Origin of the sequence: Allosediminivita pacifica (genome assembly GCF_003054175.1) — a bacterium.
Classification (GTDB): domain Bacteria; phylum Pseudomonadota; class Alphaproteobacteria; order Rhodobacterales; family Rhodobacteraceae; genus Allosediminivita; species Allosediminivita pacifica.
In genome coordinates this window covers 68015-83052 of record NZ_QBKN01000010.1, presented here as the reverse complement: position 1 = coordinate 83052, position 15038 = coordinate 68015, and the positions used below count along the sequence as shown (strand labels likewise).

The following is a 15038-nucleotide window of genomic DNA, read 5'->3' as shown; positions in this document are numbered from 1 at the left end:
AACCGCTGTAAAGGCAAGTGCCGGGAGAGATTTTTCTTCGCCTTTCGGGAGCTTAACGCCGGGGATGTGACCCTTGCGCGACACCTCCGGTCTGCCCTAGGGTGGAGACAACTTGAAATATCGGAAAAAGGCGCTCGGATCATGGCGCCAAAGCGTCCCAGAGGTGCGGGCGCTTTCCCGAAACCGGTCGAGAGCACCGCGCCGCCTCCGCCCGATTCCAGTGCGCTGTATGCCGCGCTGGATCTGGGCACGAACAGCTGCCGCATGCTGATTGCCCAGCCCAAGGGCAGTCAGTTCCACGTGGTGGATTCGTTCTCGAAATCCGTGCAGCTCGGGCAGGGGCTCGAGCGGCACGGACGATTGTCGCGTGCCTCCATGGCGCGCGCGGTCAGTGCCATCCGTGTCTGTGGCCAGAAAATCAACCGCCACAAGGTGACACGGATGCGCCTTGTCGCGACCGAGGCCTGCCGCAGGGCCCAGAACGCGCGCGACTTCATCCGGCATGTCCGGCGCGAGACCGGCCTCAAGCTGGAGATCATCCAGCCCGAGGAGGAGGCGCGGCTTGCGGTGATCTCCTGCGCGCCACTGGTTTCGACCAAGACTGAGCAGTTGCTGGTGGTCGACATCGGCGGCGGTTCGACCGAGCTTGTCTGGATCGATCTCAGCCGTGTGCCCATGCGCGACAGGCCCCGGGCCATCATGCGGCTTCACGCAGGCTTTCACCCGCCGGACACGCCCTTTCCGACCGCCAAGGTGGTGGACTGGATCAGCGTACCGCTTGGTGTGGCGACGCTACGCGATCAGTTTTCCGACGTGGAGGATGACGCCGCGCGCTATGCGCTGATGAGCTGGTTCTTCGAGGAGAACCTCGCCGAGTTCGCGCCCTACAAGGACGAACAGGCGCGCGAGGGCTTCCAGATCGTGGGCACCAGCGGCACGGTCACGACCGTGGCGGCGAGCCACCTCGGTCTGAAGCGCTATGACCGGACCAAGGTGGACGGGCTGCGCATGACCTCGGATCAGATCGAGGCGGTGATCCAGCGCTACCTTGAGCTTGGCCCCGAGGGTCGCCGCCGCGATCCGCGGATCGGAACGGACCGGCACGCGCTCATCATGTCGGGCAGCGCAATCCTGCAGGCGCTGCTGCGGCTCTGGCCCACGGACCGCCTGTCGGTCGCCGATCGAGGCCTGCGCGAGGGTCTGCTTTATGCCCAGATGTCGGCGGACGGGGTGCTCGAGGACGGGCCGCTTTAGAAAATGCAGAGCGTTCCGGGGCGAGCCGGGCGCGCGTCGGACCGTAGTTTGGTGCTGCGAGTTCTGGGGTGGGCACTTTATTCTCGCCAACCCGGAAGACAGTTGAACGCCGCGCCCGATTTCAAAAGCGCCGGACCGCGGGGACGGTCCGGCGCTCGCCCGGCGGGGCTGACGCCCCTTGTTCCGGGCGGGGAGCGGCGTCGCCCGATTTTGGAGACCTGGGCGCAGGATGACGTTGGCTGCGGCGAGCGTTCCCCGAGCCATGAGCCCCACGCATAGGTGCCCAGCATCCCCGCCCCCTTGCGTCTTCCGGTCATCCCGTTTGAAATCCCAGCGAAACAAAAGACCCGATCCCGGAGGATTCATGGAATATCTGTTCGATCCGCGACCCCAGCCCTGGCTTCCGATCGTGGGGGAGGACAAGGTCTACCCGGTGGGCCGGATCTTTTGTGTCGGGCGCAACTACGCCGCCCACGCTACAGAGATGGGCAGCGAGGTGGACCGCGAGCAGCCCTTCTACTTCACCAAGTCCTGTCATCACCTGGCCCGGTCCGGGTCCATGCTGCGCTACCCGAAGACCACGCGCGACTACCACCACGAGGTGGAATTCGTCGTCGCGCTCGACGGTCCGGTGTCTCGGGGCTCCGAAATGGACGCGGTTCTGGGCTATGCGGTCGGGCTAGACATGACCCGCCGCGATCTGCAAGCCGAGGCGAAGAAGACCGCGCGACCCTGGGACATGGGCAAGGATTCGGAGGGCTCGGCGGTGATCGGGGCGATCACCCGCGGGTCGCGCTTCGGCGAGGTCACGGACCAGCGCATCGCTCTCACCGTGAATGGCGAGTTGCGGCAGGAGGGCATGCTCTCAGACATGATCTGGTCGGTCGTCCCGCTGATCCAGCACCTCTCGGGGCTCTATTCGCTCAAGGCGGGTGACGTGATCATGACGGGCACGCCCTCGGGCGTCGGCCCGACGGTGCCGGGCGACGTGCTTTACGGCACCGTGGACGGCTGCGCGCCGGTGGAGCTGACGCTGACCGCACGCTGAGGGCTTGCGGGGCTCCTGCCTTTGAGGTTTTGTTTCTTCGGAGACAAACAGTGCGGGGAGGAGACCGTCATGGACATTCGCAAGGGGATCGTGGCCGCGGTGAGCGGCGGGGCCTCGGGGCTTGGTGCCGCCACGGCGCGGGCGCTGGCCGAGGCCGGAGCCACCGTCACCCTCTTCGACCTGAGCGCCGAGAAGGGCGAGGCGCTTGCCGCCGAGCTCGGCGGGCATTTCGAGGAGGTCGACGTGAGCGATGCCGAGGCCGTGGGCGCGGCGCTCGCGCGCGTGGCCGAGCGCGACGGCGGGCTGCATGTGGCGGTGAGCTGTGCGGGGATCGGGCCCGCGGCCAAGACCGTGTCGCGCGGGGCGCCGCATGACGCGGCGCTCTTTGAGAAGACCTTGCGTGTGAACCTCATGGGCACCTTCCACATCGCCAGCCGCGCCGCCGCTATCATGGCCGCGCAGGAGCCGCTGGACGCGGACGGCAATAAGGGGGTGATCGTGAACACCGCATCGGTCGCGGCCTTCGAGGGGCAGGTGGGGCAGGTGGCCTACTCAGCCTCCAAGGGGGGCGTCGTTGGGATGACAGTGCCCATGGCGCGCGACCTGGCCCAGCACGGCATCCGGGTCTGCACAGTGGCGCCGGGGCTGTTCCTGACGCCGCTCATGGAGGGGCTGTCGCAGGAGGCGCAGGACAGCCTCGGCAAGCAGGTCCCGTTCCCGCAGCGGCTGGGGGATCCGGCGGAATTCGCGGCGCTCGTGCGCCACATCGTCGAGAACCCGATGCTCAACGGCGAGGTCATCCGCCTCGACGGGGCGATCCGGATGGCACCGCGGTAGACCCCCTTGCCCGGAACAAGGCGTGCAGCGCCGCCGGGCAAGCGCCGGCCCGTTCCCGCGGGCTGGCGCTTTGGCAAGGAAGCGTCCCGCTCGAAGGGCGGTCGGATCTGGCCGGAATAAAGCGGCGACCTCCGAGGTCGAGGCGCCATCCCACGGGCCGCCGCTTGCCCGACACCGCCTCTAGCCTTCCACGCTCTCCAGCCGCAGGGCGCGGCCGCCGAGATCGCGGAAGGCGCGCTGGCGGCAGGTCAGCACGAGGATCTGCAGGTCGCCCGCCTGCCGGTGCAGCGCGTCGAACATCCGCTCGATCCGGTCGTCGTCGGTGAAGACCAGCGCGTCGTCGAGGATCACCGGCGCGTGGCGCCCGTCGCGGGCCAGCATCCGGGCAAAGGCGAGGCGCGTCAGCAGGGCCACCTGTTCCTGCGTGCCGCCCGATAGGATGCGGATGGGTTCCTCCTGACCGTCGCGGACCAGCGCTTCGGGCAGCAGCGCGGCGTCCTCCCAGGTAAGTTCGGCCTCGGGCCAGAGCAATTGCAAGAGCGGCTTCAGCTCCGCCGCGATGGGCGCGAAGTAGCTTTCGCGCGCCGACGCGCGGGCGCTTTCCAGCGCTTCCTTCAGGCGGTTCAGAAGCGCCACCTCGTGTTCGATCCGGTCGAGGTCGGCCTGCGCGGCGGTGAGTTCCTGCTCGGTCTCGGCCAGCCGCTCCTCGACGGCCTCGCCCGCGCCCTGCCGGATGCGCTCATCCAGCGCCGCGATCTCGGGGCGCAGGCGGGCGATGGCACTGCGGGCGTTTTCCTCGGCGGACTTTGCCCGCTTCAGGTGGGCCTCGGCGCTGGCGAGGTCGGGGGCCTGTTCCCTGAGCGTCGCCAGCGTCCCGGAGGCTTGCGTCAGAGCGGTCTCGGCCTGCGCCACCTCGGTGGCGAGCGCCTCGGCAGTGGTGTCACCCAGCTTTTCTAGGGCCTGTTTGGCACGGGCCAGCCGGTCCTGCGCAGCCTGCAAGGCGGCCTGCGTGCTGGCCGACCGGCTGCGCGCCTCCGAAAGCCCGTCGCTGGCGGTGGCCTGAGCGGACTGGGCCTCCGCCAGCGTCGCGTCGGCCGTTGAAAGCGCCGCCTCGGCCTCGGGCAGTGGCGGCAGGTCGTCGGTTTCCTCCTGCGGCTGCGGGATCTGTGCCAGCGCCTCGCGCAGCGGGTCGATGCCGTCGGGGGCGTGGGCGTCGAGCAGACTGGCGGCCTCGCGCGCCTCGGCCTCGGCCGCCTGCCGGGCCTCGGCGGCGGTCCGGGCGGCGGCGAGATCGGGCAGCCCCAGCTTTTCGAGCGCGGCGGCCAGCGCCCTCTGCGCCTGTTCCACCTCGGCCTCGCCCGCGCCGCCGGGGCCGGGGCGCAGGTCGAGCGTGCCGAGACCGGGCAGGGCGAGGCGTCCGCCATGCGGTGCCGCCACGGAGGTGCCGTCGGGCAGGGGCGCGCCGTCGAGCGTCACCTGCGCCGCGCCATCCTCGTAGCGCATGACAAGCTGCGCTGCCGCGGCGTCGCGGGTGGCGCGGGCGGTTGCGAGCGCCTGGGCGAGGTCTTCGAGCCTGCGCAGGGTCTGCGCGTCGGGTCCGTGACGGGCGGCGGCGCGGGCAGTCTCGAGATTTTTGCGCGCGGCCTCGGCCTGTTCGATGCGGGACAGAAGTTCCTTGCGCCGGGCGGCTCCGTCGCGGGCCGCCTGTGCGTGGCGCGCGCGCTGGAGCACCTCGGCAGCGGACTGGCGCGCGGCCTTTGCCCTTTCCAGATCCTCGGTTGCTTGTTTGCGCTTTTCCTCAGCACCCTCGGTCGCGTCGGATGCTGCGGCTGCAGCGGCGTCGGCCTCGGTGACGGCCTTCTGCGCGGCCTGCTGTTCAGCCAACGCGCCTTGCAGCGCGTCGCGGCGCGACACGGCGTGGTCGCGGGCCAGCCGGGCCGCGGCGACGGCGCGCTCCTGCTCCTCGACCTTGCGGGCATGGCCCTGCGCGGCATCGAAGGCCTGTTGCGCCTCGGCGAGCCTGTCCTGCCGGGCCTGCACCTCGGAGGGCTCTTCGAGTTCAGAGAGTTCGCGGCGGCTGCGGTTCCGGGAGCGCAGCGCGTCGTGCAGGGCGCGGGCGGTTTCGGAGAGCTGGTCGCGCGCGGCGGTCAGCTCTTCGACCCGCTCCTGCGCCGCTTTCCACGGGCCGCCCGCGCGGGGCCGCCCGGTGGCGGTGGCATAGGTGGCCAGTTCCTCGGTGCAGCGGGTCAGGGCCATGTCCATGCGCCGCCCGCCGGTCATGGCCTCGACCTCGCCGGTGACCGAGGACATGAGGTCGCGCCGCGCCTCGAGCGCCTGTTCCTGGTCCTTCTTCGCGCCTGCCGTCAGATGCGTCATGCCCTGCCGCACCCAGACAAGGCCCGCGGGCCCGGACTGCCCGCCGCTGAGCAGACCGGCGATCCAGTCCTCGGCCTCGTCGGCCTGCGCGATGAGCCGCCCGTCGCGGGTGACCTCGGCCAGCGGCTTGGACAGCCAGCGCTTGGTGATCCGGTGCAGGCCCTGTTCGGTCTCGACCTCGACGCTCACCTGCGGGGCGCCGCCCGCGTGGGGCTGAAGCTCCTTCACCTCGCGGTCGCGCGATCCGTGGGCCTTGAAGAACAGTGCCTGGATCGCGTCGAAGAGCGTGGACTTGCCGTGTTCGTTCGGCTCGCAGAGCACGTTCAGCCCGTCGCCGATCCCGTCGATGCGGGCGGGCGTGGTGAACCGGCGGACGTTTTCGAGGGTGACGGCGCGCAGCTTCATGCGCTGTCCTCCTTCACGTAGGCATAGAGGCGGGCGAGCGCCGCGCGGGCGATGGTGCGGTCGGTTTCGGCGCGGGTCTCGTCCTCGCTCTCGTCCCGCAGGGCATTCGCGGCCAGCCGCAGCGCGCCGCCGCGGTCGATCTCGTCGAGGTCGGCGGTTTCATAAAGCGTGCCGAGCGCGCCGCTGCGCAACTCGAAATGGGCAAAGTCGGGGGCGGCATCCTCGGCCGCGCGGGTGAGCGCCACCTGTTCGGGCAGGCGCGCCCAGCCGGTGGCGCGCAGCCGCAGGAGGATATCGCGCCGCCCCGTCGCGGGCAGCGCGTCGCGCAGCGCCTTGTCGGCGTCCTGTTCGGCAAGCAGCGGAAGCTCCGCCTCGCGCCAGAGGAAGCTGCCGGTCTCGACCTCGGCGACCTCGGGCGCGCCTGCGCCAAGCGTCACTGCAAGGCAGCCGCCGCGCCGGTCGTGCTTGAAACGGTCCTGCTCGGGGCTGCCGGGGTAGTGCACCCGGTCCGAGACGGTCAGCCGACCGTGCCAGTCGCCCAGCGCGAGGTAGTCGAGCCGCGCGCTGCGGTCGCGGTCGGGCGGGATGGCCGCGCCGTCCTCGGTGAAATCCACCACGCCGCCGTGGGCGAGGCCGAGGCGGATATCGCCCTCGGGCGTCGCGGTGCCGGGCATCTCGGCGGTCAGGTCGCGCCCGGTGGCGCGGTGCGTGACGGGGCAGGGCAGCAGGCTGACGCCCTCGGCCATCTGCCGGACCTCTGGCGTCGCCAGCGCGTGCACGTTGGCGGGCGCGTCGCGCGCGAGGGTCGCCCAGAGCTCCTCGGCGTCGCGCAGGTTGTCGTGGTTGCCCGGCAGCAGCCACCACTGCACGCCCGCATCCTCGCCCATGGCCGTCAGCGCCTGCCGCAGCACGTGGGGCGAGGGCGTGGCCGTGTCGAAGGTGTCGCCCGCGATCAGCACGTGGTGCGCGCCGTGATCCCGCGCCGCCTGCGCCAGCCGCCCGATGGCGGCGTGCCGCGCCTCCATCAGCCGGCCGCGGATGTTGCCGTCGGGCGGCTGCGGGATGTTGGCGAAGCGTCGGCCCAGGTGCAGGTCCGAGGCATGGATGAAGCGGAAGGGCGGCATGGGGGCTCCGGTCGTCTGGCCTGTCAGTCCTGCCATATCTGGTGGCGCGAGGAAAGCGCGACGCAACCGGAGGTGTCAGGGCCAGGCATAGGGCGCGGCGTGTCCGCCGATCTCGGCCCCGTCGCCCCGGCGCAGCGCGGCGCGGAACCGTCCCGGCGGCTGGCCCTCGTTGGCGCGGAAGAACCGCGCGAACTGCGGCGTGGCCGAAAAGCCCAGCAGCGCGCCGATCTGGTCGATGGAAAGGGCCGAGTTCTCGAGGTAGAGCCGCGCCTCGAGGTGCAGCCGCTCGCGGATCAGCGCCCCCGGCGGGCGGCCGAAATCGCGCTGGCAGATGTCGTTCAGCCGGTCGCGCGAGATGCCCAGCACGCGGGCGTAGCGCTGCGCCGTCCAGTGGTCGCGGAAATGCGCCTCGACCAGCGCGGCAAAGCGCGTGCCCAGCGCCGTGGTGCCCCGCGCCTCGGCCTGCACCGCCTGCGGCTGGCCGCGGTAGAGCAGCACCAGCAGCACGTGCAGGAGCGAGTCGATCACCGCGGGCGCCAGCGCCGCCGCGCCCTGCGTCTCCGACAGCATCCCGTCGAGACAGCCCTGCACGGCGGTCCCCGCCGCCGCGTCGGCGCCGAGCTGGAGCACCGTGGTGCGCCCGGCGATGAAGCGCAGGGTGGCGGCCTCGGGGCGGTGGTGCAGGGCGCGTTCGAGCGCGCCGGGATCGACCAGCAGGTGCACCCCCTGCGCCGAGGCGCCGAGGTCGAGCCGCAGTGCCTCGTCCCAGGGCATCCAGGCGAAGACCGGCGCGGTGAGCGTGCGTTCGTCCGGGCCGCGCAGCTGCGCCGCGCCGCGGGTCAGGTGCAGCGCCCGGATCTGCGCCCCCGCGCCGGTGCCCGCGCGCCCCAGCACCCGCGTCTGCAGCGCCGGTCGCAGCCTCTCGGCCCGAAGCCCCGGCGCCGCATCGGCGCCCAGAAGATGCGATGCAGGCACGCTTTTTCCCTCACACTGCAAAGAATTTCCGACAATTCGATATTTACCGGCCCGCCGTCAAGGGGTCCTATGAAGACCGGCCGCAGGCGCGACAGGGGCAGGAGGAGCCCCGCGCCACGGGGGCCGCGACGTTTGGGAGGACGCCGTGAAACATGCCGGGAACGCCGGGGAGGGCGCGCAGCGCGCGCTGTCCCCGGACAGGGAGGTGTCGTCCGCGCCGATGGGCGTGGCGGAGGCCGAGCAGGCCGCCGACGCCGCCGCCTTGGCCTTTCCGGCATGGGCGGCACTGCCCGGCGCGCAGCGCATCGCCATGCTGGTGCGCGCCGCCGACCGGCTGCACCACCACGGGGCCGAGCTTGCCGACCTGGCCGGGCGCGAGCTTGGCGTCACGCCCGACTGGGTTGCCTTCAACCTGACGCTGGCCCAGCGGATGCTGATGCAGGCCAGCACGCTCGTCGACACGGGCTGCGACGGCCCTGCCTGCGGCGCGCCCGAGGGGATGCGCTATCACCTGCGGCGGCGTCCGGCGGGCGTGGTGCTGGGCATCGCGCCGTGGAATGCGCCGGTGACGCTGGCGGTGCGCGCGGTGGCGGCGCCGCTGGCGCTTGGCAACACCGTGGTGCTCAAGGGGTCCGAGCTTTGCCCCGCGACCCACGCGCTGGTGGCGCAGGCGCTGCGCGAAGGCGGGCTGCCCGAAGGCGTGCTGGGTTTCGTGTCGAACGCCCCCGACCAGGGCCATGACGTGGCCGAGGCGCTGATCGCGCACCCGGCGGTGCGGCGCGTGAACTTCACCGGATCGACCCGCGTGGGGCGGCAGCTGGCGCTCAGCTGCGCGCGGCATCTCAAGCGCAACCTGCTGGAGCTTTCGGGCAAGGGCGCGATGCTGGTGCTGGGCGATGCCGATATTCCCGCCGCGGCGCGCGTCGCGGCCCATGCCACCTTCCTCAACCAGGGACAGATCTGCATGTCCACCGACCGCGTGATCGTGGTCGACGCGGTGGCCGAGGCCTTCGTCGCCGCCTTCCGCGCCGAGGCCGAGCGCCTGCGCGCGGGGCAGGGCGGCGCGCCGCTCGGTCGGCTCATCGGGCGCGAGGCGGCGACGCGCCTGCGCGGGCTGATCGCCGACGCCGTCTCCAAGGGGGCGGAGCTTGTCACCGGGGGCGAGGCGCTGGCCGATCTCGTCCAGCCGACGCTGCTCGATCACGTGGCCTTCGGAATGCGGCTCTACGAGGAAGAGGTCTTCGGCCCCATCGCGGGGATCGTGCGCGTGGCCGATGTCGACGAGGCGGTGAGCGTGGCCAACGACAGCGCCTTCGCGCTTTCGGTCTCGGTCATCGGCGGCGACATGGCGCAGGCGCGCGCCGTGGCCCAGCGGCTCGAGGCGGGCGTGGTGCATGTCAACGGATCGACCGTCTACGACGATCCCAACATGCCCTTCGGCGGGCTCAAGGACAGCGGCTACGGCCGCTTCGGCGGACATGCCGCCATCGAGGAATTCACGGAACTGCAATGGCTGACGGAACGCGACGTGCCGCAGGCAGAGCGGCTGGGGGAGGGGAGCCCCCGGCCATGACATCAACAGGGAGGAGGAAACCCATGATGAAACGCAGGACTTTCGGGGCGCTCGCCGCCGCGGCCCTTGCTGCCGGCGTGGCCGTGCCGGCCTTGGCGCAGGAGACGCTGACCATTGGCGCGGTGGCGCCCAAGACCGGGCCGCTCGCCGGCGGCGCGGCGGTGACCTACTGGCCCAACGTGCAGCTCTGGGCGCATGACGTGAACGCCCGCGGCGGGCTTCAGGTCGGCGACGCGCAGTACATGGTCGAGGTCATCGAGTACGACGACCAGACCAACCCGGGCGAGACCATCAAGGCCGTGCAGCGGCTGGTGAGCCAGGACGAGGCCGACATCGTGCTGCCGCCCTATTCCACGGGTCTCAACCTTGCCGCCGCGCCGATCTACAACCGCTTCGGCCTGCCCATGGTGACCGCGACCGCCACCACCGATCAGGCCGACCAGCTGTCGCAGCAGTTTCCCAACGTGTTCTTCACGCTGGGCGGCGCGCAGGCCATCGTCGAAAGCACCGTGGTCGCCATGGACGCGCTGCGCGACGAGGGCGTGATCGGCAACAAGCTTGCCATGGTGAACGTGGCCGACGCCTTCGGCATCGAGCTCATGAACCAGGCGGGCCCGGCCTTCGAGGCGGCGGGCTACGACATCGTCTACGAGACCTCCTATCCGCTGGGGACGCAGGACCTTTCGCCAGTGATGAAGGGGGCCAAGGCCGCCGGACCCGATGCCTTCATCGCCTGGTCCTACCCGCCCGACACCTTTGCGCTGACCGAACAGGCCATCGTCGAGGGGCTCGAGGTGGGGGCCTTCTTCACCGCCGTGGGCACGGCCTTCCCGGCCTACCAGGCCCGCTTCGGTGACGACGCCGAGGGCGTGCTGGGCATCGGCGGCGTGCACGCCGACGGCGAGGCCTTCCAGGAATACGCCGCGCGGCACGAAGAGGTCACCGGCGCCAAGCCCGACTACTGGGCCAGCGCCATGGTCTACAGCTCGTTCCAGGTGCTCGAGGAAGCCATCCGCGAGGTCGGCAGTCTCGATAACCCGGCGATCATCGAGTTCATCAAGGGCCATGCCTTCGACACGGTGATCGGGGTTCTCGATTTCAACGAGAACAACAACAACACCGCCTTCTGGACCGTCGGCCAGTGGCAGGACGGCGTCTTCAAGGGCGTCGCCTCCACCGGGCGCGAGGGCGCCGTGCCGGTCCTGGCAGGCCCCGACTGGAACTGAGGACACCGACCCGGCGCGGGGATGCTCGTGCCGGGCCCTTCCGGGCTGGAGAGCAAGATGGATGTGATCGTCACGGGCCTGCTGCTGGGCGGCACCTACGCGCTGATCGCGATGGGGCTGAACCTGCAATACGGCATGGCGCGGATCATGAACCTCGCCAACGGCGAGATGCTGGTGGCCGGCGCCTTTGCTGCCTTCTGGCTCTACGGTGCAGGGCAGGTGAGCCCCTTCCTGACCGTCGTGCTGGTGGCGCCGCTGGCCTTCGCGCTGAACTGGGCGATCTACATGGTCTTCCTGGGCCCGCTGGTGAAACGCGCGAAATCGCGCGGCCAGCTCGAGGTGGACGCGATCCTGACCACCTTCGGTCTCAGCTTCGTGGCGGTGGGGATCATGCTGGCCGTCTTCGGTGGCGACTACTTCAGCTATTCCTACCTGAGCTTTCCCGTGGCCCTGCTGGGCGGCACCTACGGGGCCAACCGGCTGGCGGCTTTCGTGGCGGCCGTGGCCATCTGCGGCGCGCTCTACCTCTGGCTCAACCGCTCGCGCCCGGGCATGTCGATCCGCGCCATCGCGGTGGCGCCCGACAGCGCACGGCTCGTGGGCATCGACGTGGGGCGGCTCGCGGCGCTCGCCTTCGCCCTTGGCGGAGCGGTTACGGCCACCGGCGGCGCGCTGATCTCGACCTTCCTGACGCTCGACGCCTCGACCGGGGTGCTCTTCACGCTCAAGGCGCTGGTGATCGTCATCATGGGCGGCGTCGGCGACGTGCGCGGCACGGTGGTCGCGGCCCTCATGCTGGGGCTGCTCGAGACCTTCGTGGCCAGCGTCATCGACCCCGGCCTGACGCTCGCCGCCGCCTACCTGCTTTTCGTCACCATCCTGCTCTTCCGCCCGCAGGGGCTGTTCGGAAGGAAGACGGCATGATCCGCGCCACTGGAATGAGGTCCCGCCCGGCGGCACGCCGGGCAGCGCCCGACCTCCGGCAGGAGGGCGCTTTGGCGGTGTCGTGCGGGGATCATCCGACGTGCGGAAATCTTGCGGCCCGCTCCGAACACGGGAAGGACACGCGCCCGCCAGGTCGGGCGCTGCCCGGCTCCGTCTCACCCTGCAAGGGAGGCACCCCATGCGCCTGACCGCCAAGAACTGGCAGGGCCTTGCCCTTACCGCCGTGCTGCTGGGCGTCGCCGCCTGCCTGCCCCTGCTCACCACGGCCTACTGGCTCACCATCGGCGTCACCATCGCCTTGTACACGGTGCTCGCCACGTCATGGGCGCTCTTCTCGGGGCCCACGCATTACATCTCGCTCGCCACGGCAGCCTTCTTCGGCGTGGGCACCTATACCACCGGCCTCGGGATCGAGCATCTGCCCTACTGGGTGCTGCCGCCGCTCGCGGGCCTCATCGGTGCCGCGCTGGCCGCGCTCGTGGGTCTCGCCACGCTGCGCCTCTCGGGCGTCTACTTCGTCATCTTCACGCTCGGGCTGGCCGAGTTCATCCGCCAGATCATCACCTGGGGGCAGACGGTGTCGGGCACCAAGGGCATCTACGTCCTGACCTCCATCACCGAGGCGCACATCTACTGGCAGCTGCTGGGCCTCGCGGGCCTCGTCTGGCTGCTGGGCTGGCTCATCGGGCGCTCGCGGCTGGGCTTTGCCCTGCGCATCATCGGCGACGACGAGGAGGTGGCCCGCCATTCCGGCATTCATACAGCGCGCGCCAAGGTGCTGCTTTTCATGGTGCCCGGCGCCTTTGCCGCGATCACCGGCGCCGTGCTCGCCCCCCGCTATGTCTACATCGAGCCGATCCTCGCCTTCACGCCAATGCTCTCCTTCCAGGTGGTCATCATGGCGCTTCTGGGCGGCACCGGGCGGCTCTGGGGGCCGGTCGTCGGCGTCATCCCCTTCACCTTCCTGTGGGAGGGCATCTCGGCCAGCGTGCCGAACCAGACGACGCTGCTTCTGGGCGTGGCCTTCCTCGTCATCGTCTACGTGCTGCCACGCGGCTTCGTCGGCCTGATCGAGGACGCGCGGGCGCGGGTGAACCGGGCGGAGGGCTACGCATGAGGATGGTCTCGCCCGTCCTGTCCCTGCGCGGCGTCACCAAGCGCTTCGGCGGGCTGGTGGCCGTGAACGGCATGGATTTCGACGTGACCGAGCACGAGGTGCTGGGCCTCATCGGGCCGAACGGCTCGGGCAAGTCCACGACGCTCAACCTGATCTCGGGGGCGCTGATGCCGAGTGAGGGCACGATCTCGCTGCGCGGCGCGCCGATCACGCATCTTGCCGCGCAGGACATCGCCCGCAAGGGCGTGGCGCGGACCTTCCAGCTGGTACGCCTGCTGCCCTCGATGACGGTGCTGGAGAACGTCAAGGCGGGCGCCGTTTTCGGCCACCGCCGCCGCTGGGGCACCGAGGCCAACGCGCAGGCGCAAGCGCTGATGGAACAGGTGGGCCTTGCCGGACGCGGGCACCTGAAGGTGGGGCAGCTCACCTACATCGACACCAAGCGGGTCGAACTGGCGCGGGCGCTCGCGGGTGATCCCAAGGTGCTGCTGCTGGACGAATGGCTGGCGGGGCTGAACCCGACCGAGCTCGAGGAAGGTATCGCGCTGATCCGCCGCCTGCGGGACGAGGGCCGCACCGTGATCCTTGTCGAGCACGTGATGGATGCCATCCGCTCGCTCTGCGACCGCTGCGTGGTCATGGCGAGCGGGACCAAGATCGCCGAAGGCGCGGTCGCCGACGTGCTGGCTGACCCGGAAGTGATCCGCGCCTACCTGGGGGATGACGATGATTGAGCGTTTGGCCTTTCGCGCCCGGACCGAAGTCTGTTGTGCCCGGCGGCACGCCGGGCCGCGCCCGACCTCCCCACAGAGGGCGCGTTGGCGATGTCGCGCGCAGAACACCCAACATAGGGGCTTTGAAGTGCTCGCGTCAAAGCTCGGGCAGCGAGGCGCCCTCAAGGTCGGGCGCACCCCGGCTCTGTGGGGCGCCGACAGGAAGGACCCCCGCCATGCTTGACGTCACCGGCCTCTCCGTCGCCTACGGCAAGCATCCGGCGCTGAACGAGGCGGTGCTTCGGGTGAACCGAGGCGAGATCGTCGTGATCCTCGGCGCCGACGGCGCGGGCAAGTCAACGCTGCTCAAGGCGGTGTCCGGCATCTGCGAGGGCAGGGTGCAGGGCTCCGTCACGCTCAACGGCACCGAACTCGTCGGCCTGCCGCCACACCGCATCGTCGAGGAAGGCGTGGCGCTGGTGCCCGAGGGGCGCGGCGTCTTTCCCGACCTCACCGTGCAGGAGAACCTCACGCTCGGGGCCTATTCCGACCGGGCGCGCGAGGAGGAAGGCGCCAACCTCGAACGGGTCATGACGCTGTTCCCCAAGCTCGGCGAACGGCGCGGACAGGTGGTGCGCACCATGTCGGGCGGCGAACAGCAGATGGTGGCGATCGGGCGCGCAATGATGTCGAACCCGGCGCTGCTGACGCTGGATGAACCTTCGCTCGGCCTCTCGCCGCTGCTCTGCAAGGAGCTGTTCCAGAACCTCTCACTGGTGCGCGAGACCGGCATCGGCATCCTGCTGGTGGAGCAGAACGCCAAGCAGAGCCTCGCCATCGCGGATCGCGGCTACCTGCTGGAAAACACCCGCATCGTGCACGAGGGCCGAGCCGCCGACCTGCGCAGCGACCCGGCGGTGCAGGCGGCCTACCTCGGCGGCGGTGGCACGGCGACCGGGGCGGTGGCGGGCAAAACCACGGCGCCCAAGACCCCGGCACCCGCCGCGCGACCGCGCCCGGCGAAGGGGCCCGCGCCCTCCGACATCGCCGCGCAGGCGCTGGCAGGGCTGCCTTCGGCGCGGCCCAGACCCGCGCCCACCGCTGCGCCTGCGCCCAAGCCGCAGCCCGCCGCCCCGGCGGCGGCCCCGCCACCGCGCCCGCAACCTGCGCCACGCCCGGCCCCCGCGGCCCGCAGCGAGGCCGACCGCGTGCTGGGTGCGCCCGTCACCGACATGGTCGCCCGCGCCGCGGACCTCAGCCGCCAGCGCGGCGGCACCGTCCGACCGGCCCGCCGGCCCGAGGCGACGCCGCGCAGCACACCGACCTTTCCCGACCTCACCTCCGGGTCGGACGACCGCCTGCAATCCATCCTGGCCGAGATCGAGGACGCCGCGGCACGCGCCCGCGACTGGCGCCCGGCCCGGCCCCGCAAAGAGGAGACCTGA

12 protein-coding genes are annotated in these 15038 nt (G+C 70.9%); 9 read left to right on the top strand and 3 right to left on the bottom strand.

Annotated elements, in window-relative coordinates:
• The first annotated feature begins 141 nt into the window (after positions 1 to 141).
• The 3 genes from C8N44_RS09660 to C8N44_RS09650 all read left to right on the top strand — a co-directional run bounded on the left by C8N44_RS09660 (position 142) and on the right by C8N44_RS09650 (position 3139).
• Complete coding sequence (locus C8N44_RS09660; RefSeq protein ID WP_107975988.1) at positions 142 to 1254, top strand: Ppx/GppA phosphatase family protein; 1113 nt, start codon at positions 142 to 144, stop codon at positions 1252 to 1254.
• A gap of 364 nt (positions 1255 to 1618) precedes the next feature.
• Positions 1619 to 2302: a fumarylacetoacetate hydrolase family protein gene (locus tag C8N44_RS09655; RefSeq protein ID WP_107975987.1), complete on the top strand. Its 684-nt coding sequence runs from the start codon at positions 1619 to 1621 to the stop codon at positions 2300 to 2302.
• Between the two features lie 69 nt (positions 2303 to 2371).
• Complete coding sequence (locus C8N44_RS09650) at positions 2372 to 3139, top strand: SDR family NAD(P)-dependent oxidoreductase (protein WP_107975986.1); 768 nt, start codon at positions 2372 to 2374, stop codon at positions 3137 to 3139.
• A 180-nt stretch (positions 3140 to 3319) separates the two neighbouring features.
• Here C8N44_RS09650 and C8N44_RS09645 read toward each other — a convergent pair whose 3' ends face one another.
• The 3 genes from C8N44_RS09645 to C8N44_RS09635 all read right to left on the bottom strand — a co-directional run bounded on the left by C8N44_RS09645 (position 3320) and on the right by C8N44_RS09635 (position 8019).
• Positions 3320 to 5920, bottom strand: coding sequence for an AAA family ATPase (locus C8N44_RS09645; RefSeq protein WP_107975985.1), 2601 nt, complete (start codon positions 5918 to 5920; stop codon positions 3320 to 3322).
• Positions 5917 to 7044, bottom strand: a complete 1128-nt coding sequence (locus C8N44_RS09640) for a metallophosphoesterase family protein (protein WP_107975984.1) — start codon at positions 7042 to 7044, stop codon at positions 5917 to 5919. Before C8N44_RS09640 ends, C8N44_RS09645 begins: the two co-directional genes overlap by 4 nt.
• A 75-nt stretch (positions 7045 to 7119) precedes the next feature.
• Positions 7120 to 8019: a helix-turn-helix domain-containing protein gene (locus tag C8N44_RS09635; RefSeq protein ID WP_107975983.1), complete on the bottom strand. Its 900-nt coding sequence runs from the start codon at positions 8017 to 8019 to the stop codon at positions 7120 to 7122.
• Between the two features lie 145 nt (positions 8020 to 8164).
• Between C8N44_RS09635 and C8N44_RS09630 the strand changes: the two genes are divergently transcribed.
• From C8N44_RS09630 to C8N44_RS09605, 6 genes are all read left to right on the top strand, one after another.
• Complete coding sequence (locus C8N44_RS09630) at positions 8165 to 9592, top strand: aldehyde dehydrogenase family protein (protein ID WP_244641051.1); 1428 nt, start codon at positions 8165 to 8167, stop codon at positions 9590 to 9592.
• Positions 9593 to 9618: 26 nt separating this feature from the next.
• Positions 9619 to 10818, top strand: a complete 1200-nt coding sequence (locus C8N44_RS09625) for an amino acid ABC transporter substrate-binding protein (protein WP_107976040.1) — start codon at positions 9619 to 9621, stop codon at positions 10816 to 10818.
• Positions 10819 to 10875: 57 nt separating this feature from the next.
• Complete coding sequence (locus C8N44_RS09620; protein WP_107976039.1) at positions 10876 to 11742, top strand: branched-chain amino acid ABC transporter permease; 867 nt, start codon at positions 10876 to 10878, stop codon at positions 11740 to 11742.
• 199 nt (positions 11743 to 11941) lie between these two features.
• Positions 11942 to 12880, top strand: coding sequence for a branched-chain amino acid ABC transporter permease (locus C8N44_RS09615; protein WP_107975982.1), 939 nt, complete (start codon positions 11942 to 11944; stop codon positions 12878 to 12880).
• Between the two features lie 2 nt (positions 12881 to 12882).
• Positions 12883 to 13614, top strand: a complete 732-nt coding sequence (locus C8N44_RS09610) for an ABC transporter ATP-binding protein (protein WP_107975981.1) — start codon at positions 12883 to 12885, stop codon at positions 13612 to 13614.
• Positions 13615 to 13829: 215 nt separating this feature from the next.
• The gene (locus C8N44_RS09605; RefSeq protein WP_107975980.1) at positions 13830 to 15038 is read left to right on the top strand and encodes an ABC transporter ATP-binding protein; all 1209 of its coding nucleotides are present in this window, start codon (positions 13830 to 13832) and stop codon (positions 15036 to 15038) included.

What these genes read in the sequence shown, in the direction of transcription:
- C8N44_RS09655 (WP_107975987.1), top strand. Translation starts at nt 1,619, where the DNA reads ATGGAATATCTGTTCGATCCGCGACCCCAGCCCTGGCTTCCGATCGTG.
- C8N44_RS09625 (WP_107976040.1), top strand. Translation starts at nt 9,619, where the DNA reads ATGAAACGCAGGACTTTCGGGGCGCTCGCCGCCGCGGCCCTTGCTGCC.
- C8N44_RS09645 (WP_107975985.1), bottom strand. Translation starts at nt 5,920, where the DNA reads ATGAAGCTGCGCGCCGTCACCCTCGAAAACGTCCGCCGGTTCACCACG.
- C8N44_RS09610 (WP_107975981.1), top strand. Translation starts at nt 12,883, where the DNA reads ATGGTCTCGCCCGTCCTGTCCCTGCGCGGCGTCACCAAGCGCTTCGGC.
- C8N44_RS09660 (WP_107975988.1), top strand. Translation starts at nt 142, where the DNA reads ATGGCGCCAAAGCGTCCCAGAGGTGCGGGCGCTTTCCCGAAACCGGTC.
- C8N44_RS09620 (WP_107976039.1), top strand. Translation starts at nt 10,876, where the DNA reads ATGGATGTGATCGTCACGGGCCTGCTGCTGGGCGGCACCTACGCGCTG.
- C8N44_RS09605 (WP_107975980.1), top strand. Translation starts at nt 13,830, where the DNA reads ATGCTTGACGTCACCGGCCTCTCCGTCGCCTACGGCAAGCATCCGGCG.
- C8N44_RS09615 (WP_107975982.1), top strand. Translation starts at nt 11,942, where the DNA reads ATGCGCCTGACCGCCAAGAACTGGCAGGGCCTTGCCCTTACCGCCGTG.
- C8N44_RS09640 (WP_107975984.1), bottom strand. Translation starts at nt 7,044, where the DNA reads ATGCCGCCCTTCCGCTTCATCCATGCCTCGGACCTGCACCTGGGCCGA.
- C8N44_RS09650 (WP_107975986.1), top strand. Translation starts at nt 2,372, where the DNA reads ATGGACATTCGCAAGGGGATCGTGGCCGCGGTGAGCGGCGGGGCCTCG.